Source organism: Bradyrhizobium sp. 138, from assembly GCF_023074075.1.
Classification (GTDB): domain Bacteria; phylum Pseudomonadota; class Alphaproteobacteria; order Rhizobiales; family Xanthobacteraceae; genus Bradyrhizobium.
This window is the reverse complement of the sequence record NZ_JADPKT010000084.1, coordinates 261,826-287,958: the sequence shown is the minus strand read 5'-3', so window position 1 is coordinate 287,958 and position 26,133 is coordinate 261,826. Positions and strand designations below refer to the sequence as shown.

25 protein-coding genes and 1 pseudogene are annotated in these 26,133 nt (G+C 64.3%); 12 read left to right on the top strand and 14 right to left on the bottom strand.

Annotated features, from left to right (window positions below):
• The first annotated feature begins 114 nt into the window (after window positions 1–114).
• The gene (locus IVA79_RS29320; RefSeq protein ID WP_247559594.1) at window positions 115–1,347 is read left to right on the top strand and encodes a class I SAM-dependent methyltransferase; all 1,233 of its coding nucleotides are present in this window, start codon (window positions 115–117) and stop codon (window positions 1,345–1,347) included.
• A 14-nt stretch (window positions 1,348–1,361) separates the two neighbouring features.
• On the opposite strand, the gene IVA79_RS29315 is transcribed toward IVA79_RS29320, so the two are convergent.
• The 3 genes from IVA79_RS29315 to IVA79_RS29305 all read right to left on the bottom strand — a co-directional run bounded on the left by IVA79_RS29315 (window position 1,362) and on the right by IVA79_RS29305 (window position 3,948).
• The gene (locus IVA79_RS29315) at window positions 1,362–1,571 is read right to left on the bottom strand and encodes a hypothetical protein (RefSeq protein WP_247559592.1); all 210 of its coding nucleotides are present in this window, start codon (window positions 1,569–1,571) and stop codon (window positions 1,362–1,364) included.
• Between the two features lie 150 nt (window positions 1,572–1,721).
• Window positions 1,722–2,141, bottom strand: a complete 420-nt coding sequence (locus tag IVA79_RS29310) for a DUF4118 domain-containing protein (protein ID WP_247559590.1) — start codon at window positions 2,139–2,141, stop codon at window positions 1,722–1,724.
• A gap of 1,396 nt (window positions 2,142–3,537) precedes the next feature.
• A complete protein-coding gene (locus IVA79_RS29305) occupies window positions 3,538–3,948 on the bottom strand; it encodes a hypothetical protein (protein WP_247559588.1) in 411 nt (136 codons plus the stop codon).
• 305 nt (window positions 3,949–4,253) lie between these two features.
• On the opposite strand from IVA79_RS29305, the gene IVA79_RS29300 reads away from it, so the two are divergent.
• The gene (locus IVA79_RS29300; protein WP_247559586.1) at window positions 4,254–4,511 is read left to right on the top strand and encodes a DUF2798 domain-containing protein; all 258 of its coding nucleotides are present in this window, start codon (window positions 4,254–4,256) and stop codon (window positions 4,509–4,511) included.
• 44 nt (window positions 4,512–4,555) lie between these two features.
• On the opposite strand, the gene IVA79_RS29295 is transcribed toward IVA79_RS29300, so the two are convergent.
• The 3 genes and pseudogenes from IVA79_RS29295 to IVA79_RS29285 all read right to left on the bottom strand — a co-directional run.
• The gene (locus IVA79_RS29295; protein ID WP_247559583.1) at window positions 4,556–6,343 is read right to left on the bottom strand and encodes a chloride channel protein; all 1,788 of its coding nucleotides are present in this window, start codon (window positions 6,341–6,343) and stop codon (window positions 4,556–4,558) included.
• 13 nt (window positions 6,344–6,356) lie between these two features.
• A complete protein-coding gene (locus IVA79_RS29290; protein ID WP_247559581.1) occupies window positions 6,357–7,010 on the bottom strand; it encodes an L-fuculose-phosphate aldolase in 654 nt (217 codons plus the stop codon).
• Between the two features lie 110 nt (window positions 7,011–7,120).
• Window positions 7,121–7,266: pseudogene (locus IVA79_RS29285) on the bottom strand (MarC family protein); the annotation flags it as partial.
• A gap of 102 nt (window positions 7,267–7,368) precedes the next feature.
• Between IVA79_RS29285 and IVA79_RS29280 the strand changes: the two are divergent.
• From IVA79_RS29280 to IVA79_RS29260, 5 genes are all read left to right on the top strand, one after another.
• The gene (locus IVA79_RS29280) at window positions 7,369–7,575 is read left to right on the top strand and encodes a hypothetical protein (protein WP_247559580.1); all 207 of its coding nucleotides are present in this window, start codon (window positions 7,369–7,371) and stop codon (window positions 7,573–7,575) included.
• Between the two features lie 111 nt (window positions 7,576–7,686).
• The gene (locus IVA79_RS29275) at window positions 7,687–8,253 is read left to right on the top strand and encodes a ferritin-like domain-containing protein (protein WP_247559578.1); all 567 of its coding nucleotides are present in this window, start codon (window positions 7,687–7,689) and stop codon (window positions 8,251–8,253) included.
• 178 nt (window positions 8,254–8,431) lie between these two features.
• Entirely contained in the window at window positions 8,432–8,815 is a 384-nt protein-coding gene (locus IVA79_RS29270; RefSeq protein WP_247559575.1) for an Hsp20/alpha crystallin family protein, read from the top strand.
• 8 nt (window positions 8,816–8,823) lie between these two features.
• Entirely contained in the window at window positions 8,824–11,217 is a 2,394-nt protein-coding gene (gene lon / locus IVA79_RS29265) for an endopeptidase La (protein WP_247559569.1), read from the top strand.
• A gap of 5 nt (window positions 11,218–11,222) precedes the next feature.
• Window positions 11,223–11,378 carry a hypothetical protein gene (locus IVA79_RS29260; protein WP_247559567.1) on the top strand — a complete coding sequence of 52 codons (156 nt, stop codon included), beginning with the start codon at window positions 11,223–11,225 and terminating at the stop codon, window positions 11,376–11,378.
• Window positions 11,379–11,447: 69 nt separating this feature from the next.
• On the opposite strand, the gene IVA79_RS29255 is transcribed toward IVA79_RS29260, so the two are convergent.
• The 5 genes from IVA79_RS29255 to IVA79_RS29235 form a co-directional block, all read right to left on the bottom strand.
• Window positions 11,448–11,750: an HU family DNA-binding protein gene (locus IVA79_RS29255; RefSeq protein WP_094891268.1), complete on the bottom strand. Its 303-nt coding sequence runs from the start codon at window positions 11,748–11,750 to the stop codon at window positions 11,448–11,450.
• A 281-nt stretch (window positions 11,751–12,031) separates the two neighbouring features.
• Window positions 12,032–13,264, bottom strand: a complete 1,233-nt coding sequence (locus tag IVA79_RS29250) for an acetyl-CoA C-acetyltransferase (protein WP_247559565.1) — start codon at window positions 13,262–13,264, stop codon at window positions 12,032–12,034.
• Window positions 13,265–13,498: 234 nt separating this feature from the next.
• Window positions 13,499–14,962, bottom strand: coding sequence for a GH1 family beta-glucosidase (locus tag IVA79_RS29245; RefSeq protein ID WP_247559563.1), 1,464 nt, complete (start codon window positions 14,960–14,962; stop codon window positions 13,499–13,501).
• A gap of 152 nt (window positions 14,963–15,114) precedes the next feature.
• The gene (locus tag IVA79_RS29240; protein WP_247559561.1) at window positions 15,115–15,522 is read right to left on the bottom strand and encodes a hypothetical protein; all 408 of its coding nucleotides are present in this window, start codon (window positions 15,520–15,522) and stop codon (window positions 15,115–15,117) included.
• Between the two features lie 60 nt (window positions 15,523–15,582).
• Window positions 15,583–15,750 (bottom strand): hypothetical protein, encoded by a 168-nt coding sequence (locus tag IVA79_RS29235; protein WP_247559560.1) that lies wholly within the window; start codon window positions 15,748–15,750, stop codon window positions 15,583–15,585.
• A gap of 298 nt (window positions 15,751–16,048) precedes the next feature.
• On the opposite strand from IVA79_RS29235, the gene IVA79_RS29230 reads away from it, so the two are divergent.
• The 3 genes from IVA79_RS29230 to IVA79_RS29220 are packed head-to-tail and all read left to right on the top strand — an operon-like array spanning window position 16,049 to window position 19,575.
• Window positions 16,049–17,002, top strand: coding sequence for a sugar-binding protein (locus IVA79_RS29230; RefSeq protein ID WP_247559558.1), 954 nt, complete (start codon window positions 16,049–16,051; stop codon window positions 17,000–17,002).
• 33 nt (window positions 17,003–17,035) lie between these two features.
• Window positions 17,036–18,553 (top strand): sugar ABC transporter ATP-binding protein, encoded by a 1,518-nt coding sequence (locus IVA79_RS29225; protein ID WP_247559556.1) that lies wholly within the window; start codon window positions 17,036–17,038, stop codon window positions 18,551–18,553.
• Window positions 18,550–19,575: an ABC transporter permease gene (locus IVA79_RS29220; RefSeq protein WP_247559553.1), complete on the top strand. Its 1,026-nt coding sequence runs from the start codon at window positions 18,550–18,552 to the stop codon at window positions 19,573–19,575. The genes IVA79_RS29225 and IVA79_RS29220 overlap by 4 nt, the downstream gene beginning before the upstream one ends.
• 68 nt (window positions 19,576–19,643) lie before the next feature.
• Here IVA79_RS29220 and IVA79_RS29215 read toward each other — a convergent pair whose 3' ends face one another.
• Window positions 19,644–22,115, bottom strand: a complete 2,472-nt coding sequence (locus tag IVA79_RS29215) for a TonB-dependent receptor (protein WP_247559550.1) — start codon at window positions 22,113–22,115, stop codon at window positions 19,644–19,646.
• Between the two features lie 163 nt (window positions 22,116–22,278).
• Window positions 22,279–23,634, bottom strand: a complete 1,356-nt coding sequence (locus IVA79_RS29210) for a histidine kinase (protein WP_247559547.1) — start codon at window positions 23,632–23,634, stop codon at window positions 22,279–22,281.
• Between the two features lie 202 nt (window positions 23,635–23,836).
• Between IVA79_RS29210 and IVA79_RS29205 the strand changes: the two genes are divergently transcribed.
• Both IVA79_RS29205 and fghA read left to right on the top strand, forming a co-directional pair.
• Complete coding sequence (locus IVA79_RS29205; RefSeq protein WP_247559545.1) at window positions 23,837–24,457, top strand: response regulator transcription factor; 621 nt, start codon at window positions 23,837–23,839, stop codon at window positions 24,455–24,457.
• A gap of 67 nt (window positions 24,458–24,524) precedes the next feature.
• Complete coding sequence (gene fghA / locus IVA79_RS29200; RefSeq protein ID WP_247559543.1) at window positions 24,525–25,370, top strand: S-formylglutathione hydrolase; 846 nt, start codon at window positions 24,525–24,527, stop codon at window positions 25,368–25,370.
• 171 nt (window positions 25,371–25,541) lie between these two features.
• On the opposite strand, the gene IVA79_RS29195 is transcribed toward fghA, so the two are convergent.
• On the bottom strand, window positions 25,542–26,114 hold the full coding sequence (locus IVA79_RS29195) for a DUF3280 domain-containing protein (RefSeq protein ID WP_247559540.1): 573 nt from the start codon (window positions 26,112–26,114) through the stop codon (window positions 25,542–25,544).
• Between the last annotated feature and the right edge of the window lie 19 nt (window positions 26,115–26,133).

Below are 26,133 nucleotides of genomic sequence, written 5' to 3'. Positions count from 1 at the left end.
CCGTTCACTCACACGCCTTTTCCGTTGCATCATGGGCAACGTTGTCGGAATTTCCGTGGCTTGTGAGAATTCACTAACAGCCGCGGCACGACGGCACAACGGGACGACCCATTCATGGACAGGCATCGCTGCCGCTTTTGCGCGCGGGAGCTCGACGAGACCTTCGTCGATCTCGGCCCGTCGCCTCTGGCGAATTCCTTTGTGCCGCCGGAGCGGGTTGACGCGACCGAGCCGACCTATCCGCTGCATGCCCGCGCGTGCGGTACCTGCGGGCTGGTCCAGTTGCCGCAATTCGAGCCTGCGGCGAACATTTTCGGCCAGTATCTCTACTATTCGTCCTATTCCGAGAGCTGGCTGCGTCATGCGGAGAGCTATGCCGCAGACATGATCGCCCGCGCCAAGCTCGGTGCAGCGTCCGAGGTGATCGAGATCGCCAGCAATGACGGCTATCTGCTGCAGTATTTTCAGCGCGCCGGCATCCCCGCGCTCGGCATCGAGCCGGCCAGCGGTCCGGCGGCAGCCGCCATCGCCAAGGGCATCCCGACCCGGACCTGCTATTTCGGCCGCGATGTCGCGACTGCGCTCCGCGCCGAAGGCCACAGGCCCGCGCTGATTGTCGCCAACAACGTGCTGCCGCACGTCCCTGACATCAACGATTTCGTCGCGGGCCTGCGCATTCTGCTGCCCGAGACCGGACGCGCGACGCTGGAGCTTCCGCATCTGTTGCATCTGATCGAAGGCATCCAGTTCGACACGATCTATCACGAGCATCTGTCGTACTTCTCGCTCGCGACCCTCGAGACGGTGTTTCGCGCGCATGCCTTGCGCGTCTTCGACGTCGAGGAATTGCCGACCCATGGCGGCTCGCTGCGCCTGCATGTCTGCAGCGAAGCGGCATCTCACGGCGCCTCGCTTGCACTCGAGAGATTGCGTCAGCGCGAGGCTGTCGCGGGGCTCGGCCAGCCCGCGACCTACCGTGATTTTCAGGCGAAGGTGGCGGCCAAGCGCGAGACGATCCGCGACTTCCTCGTCGCGGCGCGGCGCGCGGGCAAGACGGTGCTGGCCTATGGCGCACCCGCGAAAGGCAACACGCTGCTCAATTATTGCAGCGTCACGCGCGAGCTGATTGCGTTCACCGTGGACCGCAATCCGCACAAGCAGGGCCTGCTGCTGCCGGGAACGCATCTGCCGATCCGCGATCCCGCCGCCCTGATCGCGGGCAGACCCGATTACGTCTTCATCCTGCCCTGGAATCTGAGAGACGAAATCATCGTCCAGCTGTCGGAAATTCGCGCCTGGGGCGGACAATTCGTGGTGCCCGCGCCCGATCTCACGATCATATCGTGAGCGATGGTTAACGATCAGGCCGCGAGTGGAGCCGCGTGGTCCGCGCGCAAGGCGAAATAGGCTTCCAGCTCCGACAGCGCCCGCGCTTCCCAATCCCGCGCCTGCTCCAGCAGCGACCAGCTCTGGCCCGGGCGGAATGCAGCGGTCTGGCGATAGAGCGATGCGATGCCGCGATAGCGTCGCACGTTCTCCAGGATGGCCTGACCATTGATTTGGCCGTTCATGTCCGAAAACTCCCTCGTCATTCCCGCGGGAGAAACTGCGGCCAAATCTTTTTCGAAAAGTTAGCGGCGCCCGGCAAGCGCGCGGATGGTTGCCGGACTGTTGCGCGCAGGCAACGCGTGACGTCGTGCAAGAGCGATTTCGAGAGCGATTTATTGCGGATTCGTTGCCGCGCTCTCGCCTGGGGGCTTCAGCTCGCCGCGACTGATGATCCGCATCGTCTCGCGGCAGAGATCGGCGAGGCCGATCAGCAGCACGGCGAGCAGGCAGAACAAATTGATGGAATCGGTATTCGCGCTGGAGAGGGGGCTGAACTCGAAAAAGGGCGGAATGAACGCCCACCACACCAGCGGAATGGTGAACAGCGCGGCGAATCCCGCTGCCGGCGCGCCCGCTATCAGGCCGAGCACGAACAGGCTGGGCAGGAACGCTGCAAAATAGAGTTTTGCGCCGAGCACGACGCAGATGCCCTGAAGCATGGCCGACACTGCGACACCGACGCATCCGAGCAGAAACGCCTGCCACGACCATGGCCGTACCCGCGGTACGCCAAACAGCCCCGCACGCCTCATCAGCCTCCCCCTGCCGCCCGTTAACCGGGCCCGCTTGAGACGAAAGTACTACACCCGTAAGCAAACCGCGAGATGGAAATTGCGTCCTCCTGGGATTGGTAAACGATCCGCATCGCACAATTTTGGGAGACGCCGGCCGGGACGCGCGTGTCCCGGACAAGCCGCGACGCACCGGACGATGCTTCGCATCGCCGGGGCGCTGCGCTGCGTCCGGGGCACGAGGGCGGAGTATGGCGCTGCGCTCTCTCAGCCGTCATTGCGAGGAGCCCTTGCGACGAAGCAATCCAGAGTCCTTCCGCGGAGGGATTCTGGATTGCTTCCGCCTTCGCCAAGGCTTCGGCGGACAAGTCGCTGCGCTCGCAATGACGGAGTTCAAATGCACATTCCGACGTGCAGTGCCGGAGGGTGGGCAAAGCGACTTGTCCGCCATAGCTCGAAGAGCGACGGCGGAAGCGTGCCCACGTATCTTTTGCGGCCGAGAGAGATCGTGGGCACGGCGCAAGAGCGCCTTTGCCCACCCTACGATATTTGAGCTTGTGACACGCAGACATGCCTTCTCGCTCTCGCGGCTTGATTCACCCGAGCTTTGCTTGGTCACTCCACCCTCTTGAGCCAAGAGGGCGCAGGGAAGGCCGGGTGCCAGCTCGCACCCGCGGTCCGCTGCGCGAAATGCACACGCAGGAAGAACCGCACAGCAGCATACAGGTGGTGCCGATCACTCGGCCTTCCCTGCGCGATGGTCGGACGGCTTATGCCGTGCTCTCCCGGGAGCCGAACTTTCCTTTGGCCTCCCTCGCCGTTCGAATTGACGATGCCGTCCACCCGGTTGGGCTCGCGCGCATCTTCGATCCGGCTTGACCGTGGCAACGACGGCCAGGACCACACGGTTTTGCCGTACGCACGGCCCGCCCTATCGCCCGCAGTCTTTCCAGCCCTGTCGACGAAGCCGGAAACTTACAGGCGAGACGAACCTGACAGCGCCGCTCGTCTGCACGAAGCCTCGGGCTCACAGGGACTACCCGCCCTGCCCGCTACCATCTCGTGCCGACGCTGCCGCGTCCACCGCAAGCCCGGCTCGCGATCAAGACGACCTCGAGATCGCCCCTCTTGGATGAGCCGGGATGGCCGACACATACGACAAAACCGAATTTCGGTAAAGTGGAATATTTTTGCGCAGGCGAGTTGACAGCGAGGCGACACAGGCACGATCCCGTAGCCCGGATGGAGCGCAGGGTAGTCCGGGACAGCGCGAGATGCCGGGCGAGCGGCCCCGGATTACGCTATCGCTCCATCCGGGCTACAGGAGTACCGACGCAGCAAAAAGGGCGGCACAAAGCACCGCCCCTCTTTCGTCCAACCCAATCCAGGCAGCGTCGAAAACGACCTATGGCCGGCGCTAGTAGCCCGGATCGTAATAGAACGGACTGCCGCCGCCGTAGTAGCCCTGACCGCCGTAATAGCCGGGACCGCCGTAGTAAGGACGCGAGCCGTAATAATAGCGGTTCTCGTAATAGTCGCGGCGCCGGCTCTCGGCGATCGCGCCACCGATCACACCCGCCGCAAGGCCCATGAAAGCGAGGCCGGCGGCATTCGGCCCGCGCCGGTAGTAGCGGCGGCGGTGTGCGCTGAAATCGGTGACGTCGGAGGAGCCCTGCCCGGCCGTGACAGGCTTTGCGGATATCGGCTCAGCCGGCCCCGCCGACGCCGCAGCCGAGGGCGATATCGAGGTTGCGACCAATGCCAGGCTTGTGAACGCGGCCAGCACCATGTTGCGGCCGGCTGCAGAAATCATGGGTCCAACAGTCATTTTGACCTTCCTATGTTCTTGCCTAAGTTCTTGCCCAACGAAGAGATATGCAAACCGTCTTTAATGCGCAAACCATTGAGATGGTTTCATGTTCGCGGCAAACTGCCACGCTTTGAACGATTGTAAACCGAACGACCAAATCGCAGCTTGAACCACCGAACCTGAGCGGATAATGAACAGCCGCGCCGTTTTTCGGTCGCCGTAAGCGTTTTACGTGAACCAACGCATCAACCGACGCCGTCGGGATCGATGCCATTTGCAGGGTTCAACGTGACCGACGCGTCCTTTTCCCCGAGAGAAATCAGATGATTGCGGTTCGCAAACTGCCGGCGCGCTATGCGCCGATCGTGATGCCATTCGTGCTGTCCATCCTCATGACGGCCGTGGTGTCGGTCATTTCGACGCTTCGGAGCTTAGGGGCAACGCCGGCGTTCCTCGCGACGTGGCCGGGCGCCTGGGCGCTGTCCTGGCTGGTCGCCTTTCCAACGCTGCTCGTGGTGCTGCCGATGGTTCGGCGCATCGTGACACTGCTCGTCGCGTCCCCATCCCAATCAGGCCGATGACCGGCGCGGACGGCGGGGGATTGAACCCGCCGTCCCGCTTCACTTTACGACAGCGCCCCCAACACCCCGCGCGTCGCCTTGTCGATTTCCTCGACATAGCGGCGGCGGACGAAATTTTCGGTGAGGAAGCCGACCACCTTGCGGCTGTCGGTGGAGTCGACCACCGCCAGCATTTCGGCCTCGGCCTCGTCGAACACCGCCATCGCCGACTTCACGTTCATTTCCGGGATCAGCACGATGTCGATCAGGCGGGCGAGCTCGATCACCTGAATGTCGTCGGCGATGGTGTCGAGGTCGCTGGAGAACAAATCGGGCAGCAGGACGAGGCCGACATATTCGTCGGCATTGTTGACGATGACGATTCCCGGCCGCGAGCCCAGGGCGAACTCACGGCGTGCGGCGGCGATCGTCGTGGTCGAGGGCACCTTGCCGACGTCGGAGCGCATCAGCCGCTCGACGGTGAGATTGCGCAGCCAGCCGACGTCGTTGGCGCTGCGGATGGTCTCGCCGCGCAGATGCAGGCGCCAGGTCGAGAAGGAGTGGCCGAACATGAAGCGGACGCAGATCGAGGTGACGATGCAGCCGGCGAGCACCACGGCGGTGACGTCGACATTGCGGGTCATCTCCAGCACCAGGAACGACATGGTGAGAGGACCGCCGACGATGGCGACGCCGAGCGTCGCCATTCCCGTCAGCATCGCGACCAGCGGATCGATCACGAAATTCGGGCTGATCAGCTCCAGCAGCTCGGCGAAGAACTTGCCGATCAGGCTGCCGACGAACAGCGAGGCGAAGAACAGGCCGCCGCGGAAGCCCGAGGCGAGTGAGATCAGGCAGGCCGTCACCTTCAAGGCGATGATCAGCGCGATCGTGCCGATCGCCATCTCGTGAAACAGATCGAGCACCATGGCGCCGTGGCCGGCCGCCAGCACCTGCGGCGTGACGATGGCGAAACCGCCGACGATGAGGCCACCAAACACCGGCCGCAGCCAGACCGGCAGCCAGGCGAACAGGCGCTCGAACGTCGGCGAGGAGCGCATCACGGCGATGCCGACGCCGCTGGTGATGAGCGCGAGCCCGATCAGTGCCAGATATTGCTCGACGCCGACAGCGCTGACTTTCGGTATCTCCAGCGAATAGGGCGCGCCACCGAGCCATTGCGCCGTCAAGGCGCCCGCGAGCGAGGCTGCCAGGATCGGAGCCGCGCTGCCGACCGAATAGACGCCGACGATCAGCTCGCAGGCATAGAAGGCGCCGGTGATCGGCGCGCCGAACGCCGCCGCGATCGCCGCGGCAGCGCCGCAACCGACCATCAGGCGCAGATCGTTGCGGCGCAGATTGAAGAACTTGCCGAACAGCGAGGCGATCCCCGAGCCGATCTGGGTATAGCCAGCCTCGAGGCCGACCGAGGCGCCGCAGCCGTTGGAGATCAGCGTCTGGCTCGACACCACCACGCTGTCCCGCATCGACAGATTGCCGCCGCGCAGCGCGTTCGCCTCGATCGGGTCGACCGCGTTCGAAATCTTCATGCGCCGCCGCGACCATTCCATGATGCCGAGCGCCAGCCCGCCGAGCGCGGGCGCGATCAGCGCCGCCCAGGGACTCACATAGGCATTGGACGAGAGGCGCACGTCGATAGGAATGCCATAGATCACCACATGCGCGATCTGCGCGATCTCGGCCATCAGCGTCACCACCGCCCCGGCCAGCGTGCCGATCACCAGCGCCAGCGGGATCAGGTAGAATTCGTTACTGCGCAACAGGGCGCGAAGCCGAACCATGGTCCGGTTCGTTCCCTTCCGATCGACGAGATGCCTGATCCGCACGAACACCTTCTGCCCCGCCCTACTCTTCCGACAGGCCGTAGCCGGCCATGCGCTGGCGGACCCGCTCGATCTCGTCGCTCGGGAGCAGCGGCGGTTGTCCGATCTGGAGGCAGCCGTGATATTGCCGGGCCAGCGCCTCGACCTCGACCGCCAGCCACATCGCCTTGTCCAACGTCTTGCCGATCGCGATCATGCCGTGATGGTCGAGCAGGCAGGCAAGCCGCCCCTCCAGCGCCCGCACTGCATGGTCGGACAGCTCTGCGGTTCCGAACGTCGCATAGGGCGCGCAGCGGATGCTGTCGCCGCCGGCCGCCGCGATCATGTAATGCACCGGCGGGATCTCCATGCCCATGATCGCCAGGATGGTGCAATAGGTCGGATGGGCGTGCACGACGGCATTGACGTCGGGCCGCGACTTCAGGATGTCGCGATGAAACCGCCATTCGCTCGACGGCCTCTGATCGGGCGCGTGTGCGCCGTCCATGGTCATGAAGACGATCTGGTCCGGCGTCATGGCCTCATAGGGCACGCTGGTCGGCGTCACCAAAAGCCCGTCCGCATGCCGGACGGAGACATTGCCCGAGGTGCCCTGGTTGATGCCGAGCGCGTTCATGCGCCGGCATGCGTCGATGATGGCCTGTCTCTTGGCGAGCTCGTCTGCAGTCATCGACATCCCGATTTCCTGACGATGGTCTTGTTAGACCGGAAGTACGTCAAAGCAACATGCCAGCGCAAGCAAAAGCGGCCCAAAATCAATGGATTCACCTGATATCGCAGCCCCTGTGACAGGCTGGTCCGGACGGCCGCAATCCCGTTGATCACGAACTGCACGGAATGGGCGGCGAACAGCATGCGGAGGACGCGTGGGAGCACCGCATTTCCGATGCGCCGAGGGTGCGCACGATCAGGTGAGCCGAGGCGACGCACAGGGCGAAGTCGAGCATGTGCCGGCGTGGTCCTCGGAGGCTGGAACGATGGCTTCCGGGCAGACTTAGCCTAGCGCCACCGCTTTGCAATCAGTGGAGACGACAATGAGCGACAGTGGAATCGGAATGCTCCTTGGCCAGCTTTCGACCAACCTGCTCTGGCTCTGGTTCATCGGCGCGTTCGTGCTCGGCGGCGTCCTCGTTTACGGGGTGATGAAGGCCGGCCACCTCAGGCGCAGCGAGCGGGCGCAGCTCGATCGCAACACCGAGGCGCGACAGCGCCAGGAAGATCCCTACAAGCGTCCGACCTGAGCGACCGCCGCGCGCGCGTTGCGGTTTGGAACTTTCGTTCTCCAGGCGGCTTTGATCGCCTGAGGATTGAGGAGGGCGAGGCCTTCCCGTGTCACCTCAAGAGGAGGACCTATGGCCAAACGAACCAAGAAGCGCGCGACCAAGAAGACCGCGGCGCGGCGGCCACGTCAGGCGCCGAAGATGCTCAGCGACCTGTTTCTGGCGACGCTGAAGGACATCTATTTCGCCGAGAACAAGATCATCAAGACCTTGCCGAAGATGGCGAAGGCAGCGCAGTCGAAAGAGCTGGCCGCCGCCTTCAACAAGCACCTGCGCGAGACCCAGGGCCAGGTCAAGCGGCTGGACCAGATCTTCAAGATGCTGGGCAAGCCTGCACGCGGCAAGCCCTGCGAGGCTATCAACGGCATTGCCGATGAGGGCGCCGAGATCATGAAGGAGTTCAAGGGCGCGCCGGCGCTCGATGCGGGACTGGTCGCGGCCGCCCAGTCGGTCGAGCACTACGAGATCTCCCGCTACGGCACCTTGCGCACCTGGGCCGAGGAGCTCGGCATGCAGGACGCAGCAAGTCTGCTGCAGGCGACGCTGGACGAGGAAGAGGCGACCGATCATGCGCTGACCGAGCTCGCGACGTCCGTGATCAACCTCGAAGCGGAGGAAGACTACCGCGCCGCGGCCTGATGCCGTGCCCGCTCCATGACAGAACGCCGCGGCTATGCCGCGGCGTTTGCTTTTTTGGGCCCATGCCGCGGCGTTTGCTTTTCGGATCGCACGATCTGCATGGCACGTGCGCGCCGCCGGGCTGGCATTCCCCGGAACCAGCCCCATATGCAGCCTTTCCCACCGCCGAGCCTCCATCATGCAACCGAAAAATCCCCTCGACTGGATGCTGTCCGAAGCCCTGGACTCGCTGACCCGCGCCGAACGGCTGCGCCAGCAGTTCGGCCGCCAGGAAGCCTGCTGGGAGCCGCCGATCGACGTGCTCGAGACCGAGCATGAGCTCTTGATCCTGGTGGCGCTTCCCGGCGTCAATCCGGACAATGTCGAGACGGTGATCCATGACGGCGCTCTCGTCATCTCCGGTCAGCGCACCCTTCCGCCGGAGCTCCGCAAGGCCCGCATCCACCGGCTCGAGCTGCCGCAGGGGCGTTTTGAGCGCCGCATCGCATTGCCTCTCGGCCGCTACGCCATCAGCCGCTTCGTGATGGACGGCTGCGTCGCGCTGCGCCTTGCCAAATCCTGAGGTCGATCATGGCCACCGAACAGATGAACAACGAACAGACCAATAACGACGTGAAGATCCCCGACGACGCGCTGATCATCATCCCCGTGCGTGAGATGGTGCTGTTTCCCGGCGCCATCGCGCCGATCACGATCGGCCGGGCGAAGTCGATCGCCGCCGCACAGCAGGCGCTGCGCGAGCAGCGGCCGGTTGGTATCGTCCTGCAGCGCAGCCCCGAGACCGAGGAGCCCGGCCCGGACGATCTCTACCGGGTCGCGACCATCGCCAACATCGTGCGCTACATCACCGCACCGGACGGCACCCACCACATCGTCTGCCAGGGCGTGCAGCGCGCGCGTATCCTCGACTTGCTGCCGGGGACGCCGTTCCCGGCGGCGCGGATCCAGCAGATCCCGGAGCCGACCACGACCTCGCCCGAGATCGAGGCGCGCGCGCTGAATTTGCAGCGCCAGGCCATCGAGGCGATCGAGCTGCTGCCGCAGGCGCCGCCCGAGCTGGCCGCGATGTTCCAGGGCATCAGCGCGCCCGGCGCGCTGGCGGACCTCGCAACCTCGTTCATGGACATCAAGCCGCAGGACAAGCAGGAGGTGCTGGAGACCATCGACCTCGCCTTGCGCGTCGAGAAGGTGTCGAAGCATCTGGCCGAGCGGCTCGAGGTGCTGCGCATCAGCAATGAAATCGGCCAGAAGACCAAGGCCTCCTTCGACGAGCGGCAGCGCGAGGCGATCCTGCGCGAGCAGATGGCGACCATCCAGCGCCAGCTCGGCGAAGGCGACGGCAAGGCGGCCGAGGTCGCCGAACTGACTGCCGCCATTGCCAAGGCCAACATGCCGCCCGAGGCGGACGCGCACGCCAAGAAGGAGCTGCGCCGCTACGAACGCATGCCCGAGGCCGCCGGCGAAGCCGGCATGGTCCGCACCTATCTCGACTGGCTGATCGAGCTGCCCTGGGCGCTGCCCCCGGAGAAGCCGATCGACATCAAGGAGGCGCGAGCCATCCTGGATGCCGATCATTTCGGCCTGGAGAAGATCAAGAGCCGGATCATCGAATATCTGGCGGTCCGTAAGCTGGCGCCACAGGGCAAGGCCCCGATCCTGTGCTTCGTCGGCCCGCCCGGCGTCGGCAAGACCTCGCTCGGCCAATCCATCGCACGCGCGATGGACCGTCCCTTCGTGCGCGTCAGCTTAGGGGGCGTGCACGACGAAGCCGAGATCCGCGGCCACCGGCGCACCTATATCGGCGCGCTGCCGGGCAACATCATCCAGGGCATCAAAAAGGCAGGCAGCCGCAACTGCGTCATGATGCTGGACGAGATCGACAAGATGGGCCGTGGCGTGCAGGGCGATCCCTCGGCTGCCATGCTGGAGGTGCTCGACCCCGAGCAGAACGGGACGTTCCGGGACAATTACCTCGGCGTGCCCTTCGACCTGTCGCGCGTGGTGTTCATCGCGACCGCCAACATGCTGGACCAAATTCCGGGTCCGCTCCTGGACCGCATGGAGCTGATCAGCCTCGCCGGCTACACCGAGGACGAGAAGCTGGAGATCGCGCGCCGCTATCTGGTACGGCGGCAGCTCGAGGCCAATGGTCTGACGCCCGAGCAGGCCGAGATCGAGCCGGAGGCGCTGAAGCTGGTGGTCAAGGGCTACACCCGCGAGGCCGGCGTGCGTAACCTCGAGCGCGAGATCGGCAAGCTGTTCCGGCATGCCGCGGTGCAGGTCGCCGAGGGCACGGCCGCGAAGGTCGTGGTGACGCCGAAGGACATCGCCATTGTGCTCGGCCAGCCGCGCTTCGAAGGCGAGATCGCACAGCGCACCAGCATTCCGGGCGTCGCCACCGGCCTTGCCTGGACGCCTGTCGGCGGCGACATCCTGTTCATCGAGGCATCACGGGTGGCCGGCAAGGGCGGGATGATCCTGACCGGCCAGCTCGGCGACGTCATGCGCGAGAGCGTGCAGGCCGCGATGACGCTGGTGAAGGGCAAAGCCACGCAGCTCGGCATCGATCCGCTTCTGTTCGAGAAGAGCGACATCCACGTCCACGTCCCTGCGGGAGCAACTCCGAAGGACGGGCCGAGCGCGGGGGTAGCGATGTTCACGGCGCTGACGTCGCTGCTCACCAACCGCACGGTGAGGAGCGACACCGCGATGACCGGCGAGATCTCGCTGCGCGGCCTGGTGCTGCCGGTCGGCGGCATCAAGGAGAAGGTGGTCGCAGCCGCGGCCGCCGGACTGAAGCGGGTGATGCTGCCGGCGCGCAACAAGCGGGACTATGACGACATCCCGCAGAGCGCGCGGGACAACCTCGAATTCATCTGGCTGGAGCGCGTCGACGAAGCCATCGCCGCGGCGCTCGAACCGGTCGAGGCAAAAGTCGACGCGAAGGTCGAAGCGGCGGAGTGAATGCGATGAAGAAACTGCTGGAGAAAGCGAAGGAAGTGCGGAAGGCGCAGCGGCTGCGCCATTTGCTCGATCGTGCCATCGACCGGGTTCGCGATGCGCTGGCGGCGCTCGGGCCGCAGCTTCAACCCATTCCAATCCGGGTGAAGCGCCGCAAGGGTTGAGCCCTCCGTCTCAGGCCCTCGCGACTGCCCCAACCAAAAGGCCCCCTACCCAAGGGGGCCTTTGCGTCGTTAGCCCACGGCGTCCTTGGCGGCCTTGACCGGGCGGGCGCGGACGATCTTCCGGGCCGGCTTGGCCTTGAACATCATCTCTTCGCCCGTGAACGGGTTGGTGCCCTTGCGTGCCTTGGTCGCCGGCTTCTTGATGACCACGAACTTGGCGAAGCCCGGCACCAGGAACAGGCCGTTCTTCTTGAGCTCCTTGTGACCGACGTCGGTCAGCGTCTCCATGACGCTCTTGACGTCGCGCTTGGAAAGCTCGGTGGCGGTCGCAATCTTTTCGATCAACTGCGATTTGGACATTTGGGTTGCCATCGTGTCTCCTCTGATTCGTTGGCGGTTGCATATTAGACCAACCGGCCAAGGCCTATAGCCTTCTGCACAGTTTTGTCGGGGTTTTACGGGCTTTTTTGGCCCTCTGTGACAAAAAACCCTGCATTTTAGCTACTTCCGGAGCGGGAGGAGCCTCGGGCAGCGGATTTTGCCTTGTTTCAAAGGCCCGCACGCCATCTTGCTAGAACTGATTCGCCGCTTTCGACAAGCGACGTGGAGCCTCTTTGTGAGAGGAGCCGTGCGTTTCACCCTAGAAAATAAGGCTAGACGCGCTCGATGATGACGGCGGGCGCCATGCCGCCGGCGGCGCACATGGTGACGAGACCACGCTTGAGATCGCGCCGTTCGAGCTCGTCGAGCACGGTGCCGATCAGGATCGAGCCGGTGGCGCCGATGGGATGGCCGAGTGCGATCGAGCCGCCATTGACGTTGACCTTGGCGCGATCGAGCTCGAGGTCGCGGATGTATTTTTCCGCCACCACCGCAAAGGCCTCGTTGATCTCGAACAGGTCGATGTCGTCGATGGTGAGGCCCGCCTTCGCCAGCACCTTGCGCGTCGCCGGCACCGGCGCGTTCAGCATCAGGGTCGGCGAGTCCCCCATATTCGCCATCGCGACGACACGGGCGCGGGCTTTGAGGCCATGCGCTTTGGCGTAAGCGGGCGAGGCCAACAGGATCGCGGCGGCGCCGTCGACGACGCCGGACGAGTTGCCGGCGTGATGCACGAAGTCGATCTCGAGATCCGGGTACTGCTGCAGGATCAGGCCGCGATAGGTCGTGCCCTTGTCGTCGAGCGCGTAGTCGGCGACGGCGGGGAAGGCCGGCTTCAGGCTGCTGAGGCCTTCCATCGTGGTCTGCGGCCGCGGATACTCCTCGTGGTCGAGCGCGAGGCTGCCGTCCTCGCGGTGGACGGGCACGAGGCTCTTCGTGAAGTGCCCGTTCGCAATCGCATGCGCCGCGCGCTTCTGGCTCTCCAGCCCGAGCGCGTCGACGTCCCGCCGCGTGATGCCTTCCAGCGTCGCGATCGCATCCGCGCAGACGCCCTGATGCGACTGCGGATGCTTTGCCCGCAGGCGCAGATTGCCGTTGTCCATCATCATCGGACCCGAGCCGCGGCGTCCCTCCATCGACATCATCTCGCAGCCGCCGGCGATGACGAGGTCTTCCGCGCCCGCCATGATCGAGCTTGCCGCCATGTTGACGCTGGTGATGCCGCTTCCGCAGAAGCGATCCAGCGTCACGGCGCTGGCGCGCACGTCATAGCCGGCATCGAGCGCCGACATGCGGCCGAGATCACCGCCTTGCGTTGCGACCTGCGCGCTGCAGCCCCAGACGATGTCGTCGACGTCGGCCGTATTGATGCCGGTGCGGCTTGCGAGTGCGCGTAGCACGGTTGCGCCGAGCTGCTGCGGATGAATGCCCGACAGCGCTCCCTTGCCGGCCTTGCCGACGCCGCGCGGGGTCCGGCAGGCATCGATGATCAGCGCGTCAGTCATGAGCGTGTCCTCTTGTTGTGAGTGTTGAGGACGGTTCTGAATAAGGGGGCGAGGAGAGTCAATGCGCGGTATTTGCGCTCCCTCACCCGCATTTTCCGCTGCGCGGATAGCGCACAAGAGCCTCCACACCGTCATGGCCGGGCTTGTCCCGGCCATCCTTGCTACGCGGCACGAAGAACGTGGTTGCCCGGGACAAGCCCGGGCATGACGGCCCTCTGGATGCAACAAGAGCTGCTACACCCCCGCCGCGTTGTTCGCGATCACGTTGCGGTAAAAACTCGCGCTGAGTTTCGGCGTACGCACCTGCGTGTCGAAATTGACGTGGTACAGCCCGAAACGCTTGTTCAGCCCATACACCCACTCGAAATTGTCCATCAGGCTCCAGAGGAAATAGCCGCGCACCGGCACGCCCTCATTGGTGGCGCGCTGGAGCTGGGCGAGATAATTGCGCAAATACATGATGCGGTCGGTGTCGTAGACCTTGCCGTCCGGCGTCACGACGTCGTCGCCGGAGGCGCCGTTCTCGCTGATATAGATCGCATCCGTCTTCCAGATCTTTGCCGCCAGCTTCGGTACCCAATAGAGGGTCTCGGGACCGACGCGCAGCCAGTCCGAATTCATGTGCGGGAACGATTTCGGGATCGGCAGCGGCATGAATCCCGCGCCCTGATCGGAGGCCACCACGTAGTGCTGCGGCGCGTAGATGTTGAGGCCGAGGAAATCGACCGGCGAGGAGATGATCTTCAGCTCCGCATCGGTGAATTTCGGCGCGTTGGCGCCAGCGAATTTCAGGAACGCGTCGGTATAGCGGCCCGTCATGATGACATTGAGGTAGCCGGCATTCAATTCGCGCAGCGCGATCTCTGCGGCACGAACATTCTCCGGCGTATCGATCGCGGGAATGCAGGCATCGATGTTCTCGGCCGGCCCCACTTTGGTGCCGCGCCGGCCATGGGCGCGCACCGCCTGCACCGCGAGCCCATGCGCCAGCGCGCTGTTGTGCCTGATCTGGTTGACGTCGGCTTGCGGCAGCGTCAGGCCCGGCGCGTCGATGCCGATGCCGTAGCCGAAATAGACGAAGCGGCCGCTCTCGTTCAGCGTGAACACGTTCTTGACGCGGTCAGTCAGATGCTTGGCGACATAGGCGGCGTAGTCGCCGAAGATCTTGCAGGTCTCCGTCGAGCGCCAGCCGCCGAAGCGATCCTCGAGCGATTGCGGCAGGTCCCAATGGTAGAGTGTCAGCCACGGTTCGATGCCGTTCTTCAGGAGCTCGTCAATGAGCCGGTTGTAGAAGTCGAGCCCCTTCGGGTTGGGCTTGCCGTCGCCGTCCGGAAACAGCCGCGGCCAGGCCACCGAGAAGCGGTAGGCCTTGCAGCCGAGCGCCTTGATCAGCGCGATGTCCTCCTTGTAGCGGTGATAATGCTCATTGGCGCGGTCGCCATTGGTGCTGTCCTCGATCTTGCCGGGGATGCGCACGAACTTGTCCCAGATCGAGGCTCCTCGCCCGTCCTCGTTGACAGCGCCCTCGACCTGGTAGGACGAGGTCGCCGTGCCCCAGACGAAGCCCGCCGGAAAGCCGCTTCCATTGCGTGTCGGCGACGCAGGCCTTGCCTTCGCCGCGTCGAGCGGACCGGTCAAGCCGGCTGCGGACAGCCCCGCGATTTTCGCGAACCGGCGACGCGAGACCTTGTCCGACATTGATGCTTCTCCGCTTTTCCGAGCTGTTGCGGGCGCACAATGGCGAGTTCAGGGCGGTTTGAGAAGCAAGCTTCGGGGAAGGCCGGATGCGGAATCGCGCGGCCTGGGCGCGACATATGGATGCGGGCCAGCCGACGCGCTGGCTTCCCTGGTCAGCGCGGGCGTTTCGGCAACTTTGGCAGCTTGTCGGGGTTGAATGCCGGGCGCGGCTCGGCCGGTTCATGTGCCGGCGGCGGCTGTTCGGTGAGGATGAGCGTTCCCTGGAGAACCATTCCCGGCACTTGCTGTGCCGTCGCGGTGTAAGTCGCGATCTTGCCGGGGCAGTTTCCCTCGATATCCAAAGTGAGCTCGTCGTCGATGCCGAACACCGTTACCCGTCCGTCGGTATGACGCTTGGTCGACACTGTTGCGGTGAAGCGATCTCCATCGACCTGACACGAGCCGTGATAGGTCATCAGGCTGTCGCGGCCCCAGATCTGTCCGTCCGCGACATGGACGATCCCGGTCCCCTGGTCGAGCGGCGTCTTGTACCACGCCGCATATGTCCCGTCCTTCAGCATGGGAGCAGTGTCCCCTGGCATTCCCTTGCGATCATCCGCATGATTAGCGCTAAGAAAGCGTTAATCGCGCGGCCCGTGCCATTCCGGACGCTGCTTGCGCAGCTCGGCTTCAAGCTCCTCGACGATGTCGTGAAGCAGACATGCGGCAAGCGGATCAGTCACTTCCCGCTCCAAACGCCGATAACGCGCAATCCGGAATTCCTGCTCTCGCAACTGGTGCTCTGTCATCAGACGGCCCTCCCGGCGAACCGACGCAGAGACAGCCGGAGAGTTTCGTTAAAATTTTCGGATCATTTGCAATGGTTTCTGATCGGTTAAGTCTTCCGATTGCACGCCCTGCGTGCTTCTGCTACCGTTTGAGGTACGCGCCTCATTTCACCTCGCCGGCCGGGTCACTAGCCCGCCTCTGCCGCAACGATGCGGGTGGCGGCTGATCGCCCTGCAGCCGGGGGTGAGGCATGCGCCCAATCTGGGCTCAAGCAGAGTTGGCCTTCATCAAGGGCCGACCGCCTTAGGGGAGGATGATATGCAGCGTCTCTTGGTTGCAGGTGTATCTATTGCCTTCGCGATAGCAGCGGGTGCCGGCTCGGCCGATGCGGCGGACAAGAAGGTTCTGGCCTTCGTTGTGAATGGCGCATCCGACTTCTGGAAGATCGCCGAGGCCGGGTTGAAGAAGGCGCAGGGCGAGCTGCCCAACTACGAGCTCCAGTTCAAATATCCGGAACAGGCAGCCGCCGCCGTGCAGCAGCGCGTGATGGACGACCTCGTCGCCGCCGGCGCCGCCGGCATCATGGTCAGCGCGGTCGATCCGAAGAACCAGACCGAACACCTCAACAAGGTTGCGTCCCAGACGGTGCTGTTCACCACCGACAGCGACGCGCCGCAATCCAAGCGCGTGGCCTATATCGGCTCCTCCAACACCGACCTCGGCAAGGAGGCAGGAAAGCTGATGGTCAAGGCGCTGCCGGACGGCGGCAAATGCGTCGGCTTCGTCGGCCTGCCCGGCGCCGACAATGCGCGCGAGCGCATCGAAGGCGTCAAGGAAACGATCAAAGGCTCGAAGGTCGAGCTTGTCGACGTCCGCGGCGACGAGATCGACCAGACCCGCGCCAAGCGCAACGTCGAGGACATCCTCGCAGCCATGCCCGATGTGAGCTGCCTCGTCGGCTTCTACTCCTACAATACACCGCGCATCTACGAGGTGCTCAAGGAAGCCGGCAAGCTCAACAAGATCAAGATCATCGGCTTTGACGAGGATCCGATCACGCTCGGCGGCGTCAAGGAAGGCAGCATCGTCGGCACGGTGGTGCAGCAGCCGTTCGAATGGGGCTATCAGGGCATGAAGCTGATGGCGAGCTACATCGGCGGCGACAAGTCCGGCATCCCGGCCAACAGCATCATCATCGTGCCCGGCAAGGTCATCGAAAAGGCGAATGTCGACGACTTCATGGCCTCGATGAAGCAGATGCTGAAGAAATAGGAGGTATCCCCGCTGCCCGCCCCGCAGCCCGCCATGTCAGAACCGTTTCTCGAGCTGGTTGACATCAGCAAAAGCTATCCAGGCGTGGTCGCTCTCGACCACGTCAGTTTGGAGGTGTCGCCCGGCGAGGTCATTGCGCTGATCGGCGAGAACGGCGCCGGCAAGTCGACGCTGATGCGCGTGCTTGGCGGGGTCGTGGAGCCGAGCGGCGGCGTCATCCGTGTCGACGGCGCCGCGCGAAGCTCGCTCACCGTGGCGGATGCGATCAAGGCCGGCATCGCGTTCGTCCATCAGGAACTGAACCTGTTCGACAATCTCGACGTCGCCGGCAACGTCTTCATCGGCCGCGAGCCCGTGCATGGCGGGCCCTTGCGGCTGATCGACCGCAAACGGATGTATGCCGACCTCGCTCCGCTGCTCGATCGGCTGGGCTGCGATTTCGCGGCCGATGCACCGCTCGCCGAATTGTCGCTGGCGCAGCGCCAGCTCGTCGAGATCATGAAGGCGCTCTCGCTCGATGCTCGTCTCGTCATCATGGACGAGCCGACCTCGAGCCTGACGCTGACCGAGACGGACCGCTTGATGCGGATCGTCGCCGGCCTGAAAGCCCACGGGGTCAGCATCATCTTCATCACACACCGGCTCAACGAGGTGATGCAGTGCGCCGACCGCGCGGTCGTGCTGTGTGATGGGCGCGTGGTCGGCGCGCTGACGCGCGCGGAGCTCTCGCCGGCGGCGATGATCCGCCTGATGATCGGCCGCGACCTGAAATCGCTCTACGTTCGCCCCGCCGCGCCGCCTGGCGACAGCGTGCTCCAGATCGTCGATGCCGTCACCGACACCTATCCCGAGCGCGCCGTGAGCCTGTCGGTCCGCCGCGGCGAGATCCTCGGACTTGCCGGCCTCGTCGGATCCGGTCGCACGGAACTCGCGCGCGCGGTTTTCGGCATCGATCGATTGCGTGGCGGCGCGATAAGACTGGACGGCGAGCCAATTCGTATCGCAAGCCCGCGGGCCGCGATCGAGCAAGGCATCTATCTCGTTCCGGAGGACCGCAAGGGCGCGGGCCTGCTGCTCGACGTCTCGATCGCCGAAAACATCTCGCTGCCCGATCTGGCATCCTATACGCGCTTCTGGCTGGTGGACACGGCGCGCGAGAACGAGAATGCAATGCGCCAGCGGGAGCGTCTCAAGATCCGCACGCCCGACGTCGAGACCACCGTCGGCTCTCTGTCGGGAGGCAATCAGCAGAAGGTCGTACTCGCCAAATGGCTGTCGATGCGGCCGAAGGTCCTGATTTTCGACGAGCCGACGCGTGGGGTCGACGTCGGAGCCAAACAGGAAATCTACGACATGCTGCGCCGCCTGACCGACGCCGGCGTTGCGATCCTGATGATCTCCAGCGACATGGAGGAGGTGATCGGGGTCAGCGACCGGATCGCGGTCATGCATGAAGGCGCAATCTCTGGCTTCCTTGATCGCAGCCGGTTCAGCGAGCACAATGTGCTGCAGCTTGCCGTCGGCCACACAATTGAGGCGGAGGGACCTTGAGCAAGAAAGACGTGAGCCTTCTGGTTCTGATCCTTGTGGTCGGGACCGTCGTCGCCCTCATCAATCCGAGATTCCTTTTCGTTGGCAATCTTTCCAATACCGCCAACCAGGTCGGGCTGTTCGGCATCTTCTCCATCGCGGAAGCCGTCGTCATCATTATCGGCGGAATCGAGCTGTCGGTCGGTTCCGTGATCGCGCTCCTCGGCGTCCTGTTCATCGACCTCATCGTCAATCACGACGTCAACTGGCTCGCGGCCATCGCCATGATCGTTGCGGCTGGGCTCGTGATCGGTCTGGTTCACGGCACGCTGGTGACCAGGATGCGGATCCAGCCTTTCGTGGTGACGCTGTGCGGCCTCCTGATCTATCGCGGCGCGGCTCGTTATTACACCGAGGACGCGACCGCGGGCTTCGGCTTTGGTGCAAGCTTTCCGATGCTGGAATGGCTGGCCGCTGGCCGCACCAACGTGCTCGGCTTTCCGCTGCCGCACAGCGTGGTGGCCCTTGCCGTGGTGGCCGTCATCGCCTGGGTGATGCTTCACCGCTCCGTGTTCGGCCGCTATCTCTATGCCGTCGGCAAGAACGAGGAAGCGGCACGCTACTCCGGCATTCGCTCCAACCGCGTGATCATCTCGGCCTATGTCATCTGCGGCGGTCTGACCGCATTTTCAGCAATCCTGATCGCGATGTACACCCGCTCGATTTCGCCGGCGGTGCATGGCTCGTTCTACGAGCTCTACGCCATCGCCGCCGCTGTGCTCGGCGGCTGCTCCTTGCGCGGCGGCGAAGGCTCGATCATCGGCGTCGTGCTCGGCACCGTGCTGCTCCAGATGCTACAGAATCTGGTCAACCTGCTGGGCATTCCGAGCTCGCTCAATTTCGCGGTGATGGGAACGGTGATCCTGGCCGGGGTGCTCGGCGATCAGTATCTGGTGCAGCGACGCCACCGCGCAAGTGTGGCCAAAGTCCGGGAGCAGACGAGCGTCGCGGCCGCACCGCTCGAGAGAATGAAGGTGGAGTGAAAGCGACGGTTGGCGCAGGCGTGTGTCCTGGACGGCCAATCAAGAGGACGCCGGCACTCCCAAAGCAGCTAGAACGTCACCCGCATCCCCGCATAGAACGCGCGCGGCCTCGCCGGGCTGAGAGAGCGCGGATCGGTGAAGTCGTTGCCGCCGTTGGTGAAGTTGGGCAAGGCGTCGCGATCGAAGAACTGGCCGTAGGTCGCATAGCGCTTGTCGAAGATGTTGTCGATCTTGCCATAGAGCTGGATGTTCTTCGTCACCTGATAAGAGGTGTGGAGATTGAACACCGTATAGGACGGCAGCTTGGTGTACTGGTTCGACTCATCGCCGACCAGATATTGGCTGGAGACGAACAGCGCGTTGCCGCCGACCTTCCAGACGTCGGTCACGGCATAATCGATGCCGACCTTGACGCGGTGGCGCGGGATCGCGGGGATCTGGTTGCCGGGCCTGACCTGGATGGTGTCGGTGGCCGGATCGGCAAACGGGCTTTCCGAGCCGAGTTCGAGCGGATCGAGGAAGCGCGCGTCGACGAAGGCGTAGCTCGCCTGGAACTGAAGCGTGGGCGATTTGATGTTGATTTCGGCCTCGAGGCCCTGCCGCCTGGTGCGGCCGACATTGGAGAAATAGCCGAAGCCGGTTCGCCCGACGACGGGGACCGCGACGATGTCGTCGTAATTGGTGGCGCGAAAGCCGCCGACCTTCCAGCCGAGGGTGCCGATGTTCAGCTCCCTGGTGCCGCGCAGGCCGGCTTCCACGGTCTTGGACACGACCTGCTTGAGCGGCGGATCGGAGACCAGAAACGCCGCGAGCAAACAGGGACGGGCTGGATCGGAGCAGCCGAGCTCGAGCGGCGTCGGCACACGGTTGGCTTCGGAATAGCCTGCATAGGCGGTCAGCCCCGGGGTGATCTTGTAGGTGCCGCCGATCACCGGATTGAAGCGCGTGAAGGTATGATTGCCGTTCAGATCGGTCCCGAGCTGGTCCTCCAGCGAGATCCGCGCCACGTTGAAGCGGCCGCCGCCGGTGACCGCGAAGGCATCCGTGACGTTGAACGTGTCCATCGCATACAGGCCGTTATACTGATTGACGGTCCGCAGCGAGACGGGACCGGCAACTGTCGTCGGCTGGCCGGTCGGCCCCAGGAAGACGCCGCTGCCGCTGACGACGTAGTTTTCTCCGATCGAGCCGATCTCGGCAGTGGCGCTGTAGCGCGTGACGCCGGCATCATAGCTCGCGCCCATCACGAAGCGGTTGTCGTGCCCGAACAATTGGTCGGTGTTGGTGGCCTGCCCCGACACGCCGAAACTGGTCGAGCGTATCGTGCTGCGGTCGATCTCGCCGAGGATGGTCCCGAGCGGATAGGGATTGACGAGCTGCGCGCCGTTGGTGCCGTTCGCCGGCGTCGTATCGTCGCCGAAGCACAATAGCCCGAGGACAGCGCATTCCTGTACGTCGGTCGGATTGCCGTCGACGAGCTTCTGCTCATACCTGCGCACATGCGCGGTGCCTTCGAGCGTCCAGGTCGGCGTCGCATCGGCCTTTCCGGTCAGGTTGAGATAGCCGACGCGGTTGGACGTGGTCTGCGGCGTGGTGTAGGTCGCGCCCCAATATTTGTCGAGCAGCTCGGCGGGAACGGTGGCGCTGGCGCCGAAATCGTTCTTGGCGACGCCCATATTGGCGTGGAATTCGCTGTCGCCCGCCTTGTAGCCGACATCGCCGTAGAAGCGCCGCACGGTCGATTGAGAGAAATTGCGGAAGCCGTTGTCGCGCAGGCCTTCGAGCACGGCATAGACAGCGTAGTTCTCGTCGACCTGCTTGCCCCATTGCGCCGAGCCCTGGATGCGGCCGAACGAGCCGCCCATCACGTCGATCTCGGCGCCCTGATAGGTAAAACCGTCCTTCATTTGCAGATTGATCGCGCCGCCCAATGCGTTGAGGCCGAAGGCGGGATTGTTGGTCACCAACGTCACCGACCTGATCGCGGCGGTCGGGATCAGGTCCCAATTGACGGCGTCCGAGAAGGCCTCGTTGATGCGGACGCCGTTCTGGTACACGGCAAGGCCTTGCGGCGTGCCCGTCACGGGCGAAGCGACGAAGCCGCGGAATTCGACGTCCGGCTGGAACGGATTGCCGGTGACTTCGGTGATGTTGACGCCGGCGATGTTATCGCGCAACGCGTCGGTGACGTTCAGCGAGCCGGCGCGCTTGATCTGGCCGGCATCGACGGCGTTGATCGCCGACGGGACCTTGTCGACATCGAGACCTCTGCCGGTGCCCGGCGCGGTCGGGTAGACATAGATGCGTGTCCGGGGACTGGCGGACGACGCGGCGCCGATGCGTGCGACCGGCCGGGTCGGCGCGCTGCGTCTCGCCACCGACGGCGGCGGCGCCGTCACCTCGATCGGCGGCAGATTCTGGACGTTGGTCTCCTCGTCTGGCGCGGCCCCGGCGGGGCTCGCGAACACCAGCCCGGACACCAGACCGGTCGATACCGAGGCCATCAACAAACGACGCTTGAACGAAACAACCGTGCCCATCCCCGCCTTCCCATCCGCGACCACCGGCTGTTTTGATTTTCGCCGATTAGTCGAGACGAGTGTATTCGGCCGCAATGGGTGCGCCAGCCACAAAAGGTCGGGCAATATCGGCTCCCGTTTTCCCGATCAAATCGGGAATTTTTCCCGATCGTTTCGGGTACGATCAGGCCGCCGCCGTCGGCACCAGCGCTTCCACGGTCAGGCCGCCGTCGCCGGAGACGACGTTGAGCGTGCCGCCCAGCGCCAGAATCCGCTCACGCATGCCGACGAGGCCGAAGCCGAGCTTCTGGCCCGGCTCCATGCCGCGGCCATTGTCGCTGACCCGCACCCGGGCGCAGAAGCGGCCGTCGCGCGCCTGCTCCACCGGCTCGATGACGACATTGACCGAGGTCGCCCCGGCGTGGCGGAACACGTTGGTGAGCGCCTCCTGCACGATGCGGTAGATGGTGAGATCGGCGGTCTCGCCGGTGACCCCGAGCGATGGCGAGATCACGGTCTTTATCGCGACATCGGGATGCGATTCCCGCCACAGCCGCGACAGCGATTCCAGCGCCTGGCGCAGGCCGAGCTCGGCGAGGCCGACGGGGCGGAGGCGCTCCAGCACGCGGCGATTGAACTGCTGCAGCGCGTTGATCTGCTCCAGCATGGCACTGCCATGTTTTCGCACGGCCTCCGCGCTCGGGACGCGTCCATCCGCCTGCTTGGCCAGCGCGCTCGCATGCGCGCGCAGCGAGAACAGATACGGCCCGAACTCGTCGTGGAGCTCGCGCGCGATCTCCTTGCGCTCGATGTCCTGGAGCGACACCGCGCGCTCGGCGAGGCGCCTTTTGTCCTCGACCGCCTCGTGAAGCGTTGCGGCCAGGTGGTTGAGCTTGGTGCAGATCGCGGCGAGCTCCGGCGCGCCGCCCGGCCTGACACGGGCCTCGTAATGTCCGCCTTCAAGCTTCCCCATGGCCTCCGCCAGCGACTGCAGCGGTGCCAGCGCCCGGCCGACCACATTCATCATCAAGAAAAACAGCGCCAGCGCGATCACCGAGCCGACTTCGAGCTGGGTCACGATGCCGTCCCAGATCTCGGCGATCTCGTCATCGGGATGCGAGGTGATCAGGAGCGAGCCGGGCCTGCCGCGGATCGACACCGGTACGCTGACCGCGGTCTGCTCGGGGTGAACCAGGCTGACGAACCAGGCCGGCGGCCCGCGCGTGTCGGCATCAGTGTCGAGCCGGGGCGGCGTCTGCGGACTATCGCCGGCATCCCGCAGCGTGATGCTGACATGGCGCAGACGGCTGAGGTCGCGCGCGATCTGGTTCAGCCTGCCATCCGGATCGGGCGCCTCGTTGAGATCGGCCACGATCATCTCGATGAACTCGCGCGCGAGCCGGATCACGCTCTGGTCCTCGGCCTGCACCCGCGGCCCCGCCTCCGCGACCTGGCGGCCGATATTGACGGCGAGCCCCAGGGCCAGCAGCAGCGCCAGCAACAGATTGATGCGCCCGCGCAAGGATAGATTTTGCCACATTGGTATCGCTCGTGCCCCGCGAAGGTTTGGCCCGCGCCTGCCCGATGACGTTGACAGAGGGGAAGCTGCGGATATCTAATCGAAAGCGTACAGCAAACCCGGCCGGGTTGCATGATTGTCGTGAGACGCGTGTCTCGCCCGATCATGCGGCGCGAAACAGGCAAATTCGACCAGGGGGAACGCGCTGTCGCGGGGAACGCTTATGCGCATTCTGATCGTCGACGATCATCCCATTGTCGCCTCCGGCTGCCGCGCCGTGCTGGCCGACGAGGGCGAGATCGAGATTTTGGAGGCCGCCGACGCCGAAGACGGCGAGTCCGTCTTCATCGTCGAACGCCCCGACCTCTGCATCATCGACATCAACTTGCCGACCGTCTCCGGATTCGAGCTCGCGCGCCGCATCCTCGAGCGCGCGCCCGAGGCCCGCATCATCATGTTCAGCATGAACGACGACCCGGCCTTTGCCGCGCGGGCGATCGAATGCGGCGCCAAGGGTTATGTCTCCAAGACCGGCGATCCCGACGACCTCGTCGAGGCGATCCGCGCCGTCGGCGGCGGCGGTACCTATCTCCCGAGCGCAATCGCGCGCAGTATCGCCTTTGCAGGACCTGCACTGGCGCAAAGCCCGCTGTCCAAGCTGAACGCGCGCGAGATCGAGATCCTGCGGCTGCTCAGCGCCGGAAAGAGCCTATCCGAGATCGCCTGGCTGGTGCAGTCGTCGTACAAGACGGTCGCCAACACCTCATCCATCATGCGCCAGAAGCTCGGGGTGAAGACCTCGGTCGAGCTGGTGCGGCTGGCGATCGACAGCGGCGTCGCCTGAGGGCGCCACAAATTCGGTCACACAAGCGTTGCAATCTTGATGTGGTGAGATGCCACGGAGTGAAGGCATGACTGTTCAGACTGTCTCGACCAACAAATCCTACGGCGGCGTGCAGGGTGTCTATCGCCATGCGAGCCAGGCGACCGGAACCGACATGGTGTTCTCGGTCTATGTTCCCCCGCATGCCGAAGGCGCCAAGCTGCCGGTCGTCTGGTATCTGTCCGGCCTCACCTGCACCCATGCCAACGTCACCGAGAAGGGCGAATTCCGAAAGGCCTGCGCGGAGCTCGGCCTGATCTTCGTTGCGCCCGACACCTCGCCGCGCGGCGCCGACGTGCCCGGTGATGCCAACAATGCCTATGATTTCGGCCTGGGCGCCGGCTTCTATGTCGATGCGACCCAAGAGCCGTTCGCACGCAATTATCGGATGTGGAGCTATGTGACCGACGAGCTGCCGAAGCTGGTGGCCGAGAACTTTCCGGTCGACGCCAAGCGGCAATCGGTGATGGGACATTCGATGGGCGGCCACGGCGCGCTGACGGTGGCGCTGCGCAACCCGCACCGCTATCGCGCCGCGAGCGCGTTCGCGCCGATCGTGGCGCCCTCGCTCGTGCCCTGGGGCATCAAGGCACTGACCGGCTATCTCGGACCGAACAAGGACGCCTGGCGCAGCCACGACACGGTAGCGCTGATCGAGGACGGCGCGAAATTCTCCGGTTTCCTGGTCGACGTCGGCGAGGCCGACAATTTCCTGAAAGAGCAGCTGAGGCCCGAGCTGCTCGAAGCCGCCTGCGCCAAGGCGAGCATCCCGCTGACGCTGCGACGGCAGGCAGGTTACGATCACAGCTATTATTTCATCTCGACCTTCATGGGCGATCATCTGCACTGGCATGCGGAGAAGCTGAAGGGGTGATTTTCCTCCCTTCTCTCGTTTTGATGAGGGGTGTCTCTCCACGACCGCAGTATCGTAGGGTGGGCAAAGCGAAGCGTGCCCACGATTTCTCTCGAATCATTGATTGATCGTGGGCACGGCGCAAGTGCGCCTTTGCCCACCCTACGATTCCCGGCTCGCGGAGAGAAATATCTACTCCGGCCGCCCGTAATTCGGCGCCAGCAAGCGGTTGCGGATCAGATAGCTCATCGTGCGCGTCCAGGCCTCATCCGTGTTGCCGCGCATGTCGGCGCTCGCCGCCGTGATCATGGCACCGGTTTTCACGTCGCGCAGATAAATGTTGAGGTTGATGATCAGGTTCGAGACCTTCTGCACCATGCCGGTGATCTCGAGGTCAGCTCCCAGCTGCCCGGCGAGCTTGAGATCGCAGCCGCCACAGGCCTGCAGATTGGCGTGACGGGCCGCGTCCCTGACCGGCGCGATGTCGAGCACCTGGAACCTGCCGGACTCCGTCAATTCCTTGCGCAGCTGCTCGCTGATGCGCAGGAGCCGCGCCTCTTCGGGCCTGGAGCCGTAGAACTCACCGGGCAGGCTGGTGTCGATCAGCTCGAAATCGAACACCGCGAGTTTCGGCGGGTCGGCGCGCGCGACCGACCCCGCCAACAGCAATGCGGCGAAACATAGCAGCGCTCGCATGATCGTGATTCCAGTCCTCGCGCGCGCGGGGACGAAATGCGGGGTTGCATGCCCTGACAAATTGGTCATGCTTTAGCAGAGACAATTC

Bases quoted from the DNA above. Each gene is read 5' to 3' on its own strand.
- IVA79_RS29320 (WP_247559594.1), top strand. From the start codon at position 115: ATGGACAGGCATCGCTGCCGCTTTTGCGCGCGGGAGCTCGACGAGACC.
- IVA79_RS29315 (WP_247559592.1), bottom strand. From the start codon at position 1,571: ATGAACGGCCAAATCAATGGTCAGGCCATCCTGGAGAACGTGCGACGC.
- IVA79_RS29310 (WP_247559590.1), bottom strand. From the start codon at position 2,141: ATGAGGCGTGCGGGGCTGTTTGGCGTACCGCGGGTACGGCCATGGTCG.
- IVA79_RS29305 (WP_247559588.1), bottom strand. From the start codon at position 3,948: ATGACTGTTGGACCCATGATTTCTGCAGCCGGCCGCAACATGGTGCTG.
- IVA79_RS29300 (WP_247559586.1), top strand. From the start codon at position 4,254: ATGATTGCGGTTCGCAAACTGCCGGCGCGCTATGCGCCGATCGTGATG.
- IVA79_RS29290 (WP_247559581.1), bottom strand. From the start codon at position 7,010: ATGTCGATGACTGCAGACGAGCTCGCCAAGAGACAGGCCATCATCGAC.
- IVA79_RS29280 (WP_247559580.1), top strand. From the start codon at position 7,369: ATGAGCGACAGTGGAATCGGAATGCTCCTTGGCCAGCTTTCGACCAAC.
- IVA79_RS29275 (WP_247559578.1), top strand. From the start codon at position 7,687: ATGGCCAAACGAACCAAGAAGCGCGCGACCAAGAAGACCGCGGCGCGG.
- IVA79_RS29270 (WP_247559575.1), top strand. From the start codon at position 8,432: ATGCAACCGAAAAATCCCCTCGACTGGATGCTGTCCGAAGCCCTGGAC.
- lon (WP_247559569.1), top strand. From the start codon at position 8,824: ATGGCCACCGAACAGATGAACAACGAACAGACCAATAACGACGTGAAG.
- IVA79_RS29260 (WP_247559567.1), top strand. From the start codon at position 11,223: ATGAAGAAACTGCTGGAGAAAGCGAAGGAAGTGCGGAAGGCGCAGCGG.
- IVA79_RS29255 (WP_094891268.1), bottom strand. From the start codon at position 11,750: ATGGCAACCCAAATGTCCAAATCGCAGTTGATCGAAAAGATTGCGACC.
- IVA79_RS29250 (WP_247559565.1), bottom strand. From the start codon at position 13,264: ATGACTGACGCGCTGATCATCGATGCCTGCCGGACCCCGCGCGGCGTC.
- IVA79_RS29245 (WP_247559563.1), bottom strand. From the start codon at position 14,962: ATGTCGGACAAGGTCTCGCGTCGCCGGTTCGCGAAAATCGCGGGGCTG.
- IVA79_RS29240 (WP_247559561.1), bottom strand. From the start codon at position 15,522: ATGCTGAAGGACGGGACATATGCGGCGTGGTACAAGACGCCGCTCGAC.
- IVA79_RS29235 (WP_247559560.1), bottom strand. From the start codon at position 15,750: ATGACAGAGCACCAGTTGCGAGAGCAGGAATTCCGGATTGCGCGTTAT.
- IVA79_RS29230 (WP_247559558.1), top strand. From the start codon at position 16,049: ATGCAGCGTCTCTTGGTTGCAGGTGTATCTATTGCCTTCGCGATAGCA.
- IVA79_RS29225 (WP_247559556.1), top strand. From the start codon at position 17,036: ATGTCAGAACCGTTTCTCGAGCTGGTTGACATCAGCAAAAGCTATCCA.
- IVA79_RS29215 (WP_247559550.1), bottom strand. From the start codon at position 22,115: ATGGGCACGGTTGTTTCGTTCAAGCGTCGTTTGTTGATGGCCTCGGTA.
- IVA79_RS29210 (WP_247559547.1), bottom strand. From the start codon at position 23,634: ATGTGGCAAAATCTATCCTTGCGCGGGCGCATCAATCTGTTGCTGGCG.
- IVA79_RS29205 (WP_247559545.1), top strand. From the start codon at position 23,837: ATGCGCATTCTGATCGTCGACGATCATCCCATTGTCGCCTCCGGCTGC.
- fghA (WP_247559543.1), top strand. From the start codon at position 24,525: ATGACTGTTCAGACTGTCTCGACCAACAAATCCTACGGCGGCGTGCAG.
- IVA79_RS29195 (WP_247559540.1), bottom strand. From the start codon at position 26,114: ATGACCAATTTGTCAGGGCATGCAACCCCGCATTTCGTCCCCGCGCGC.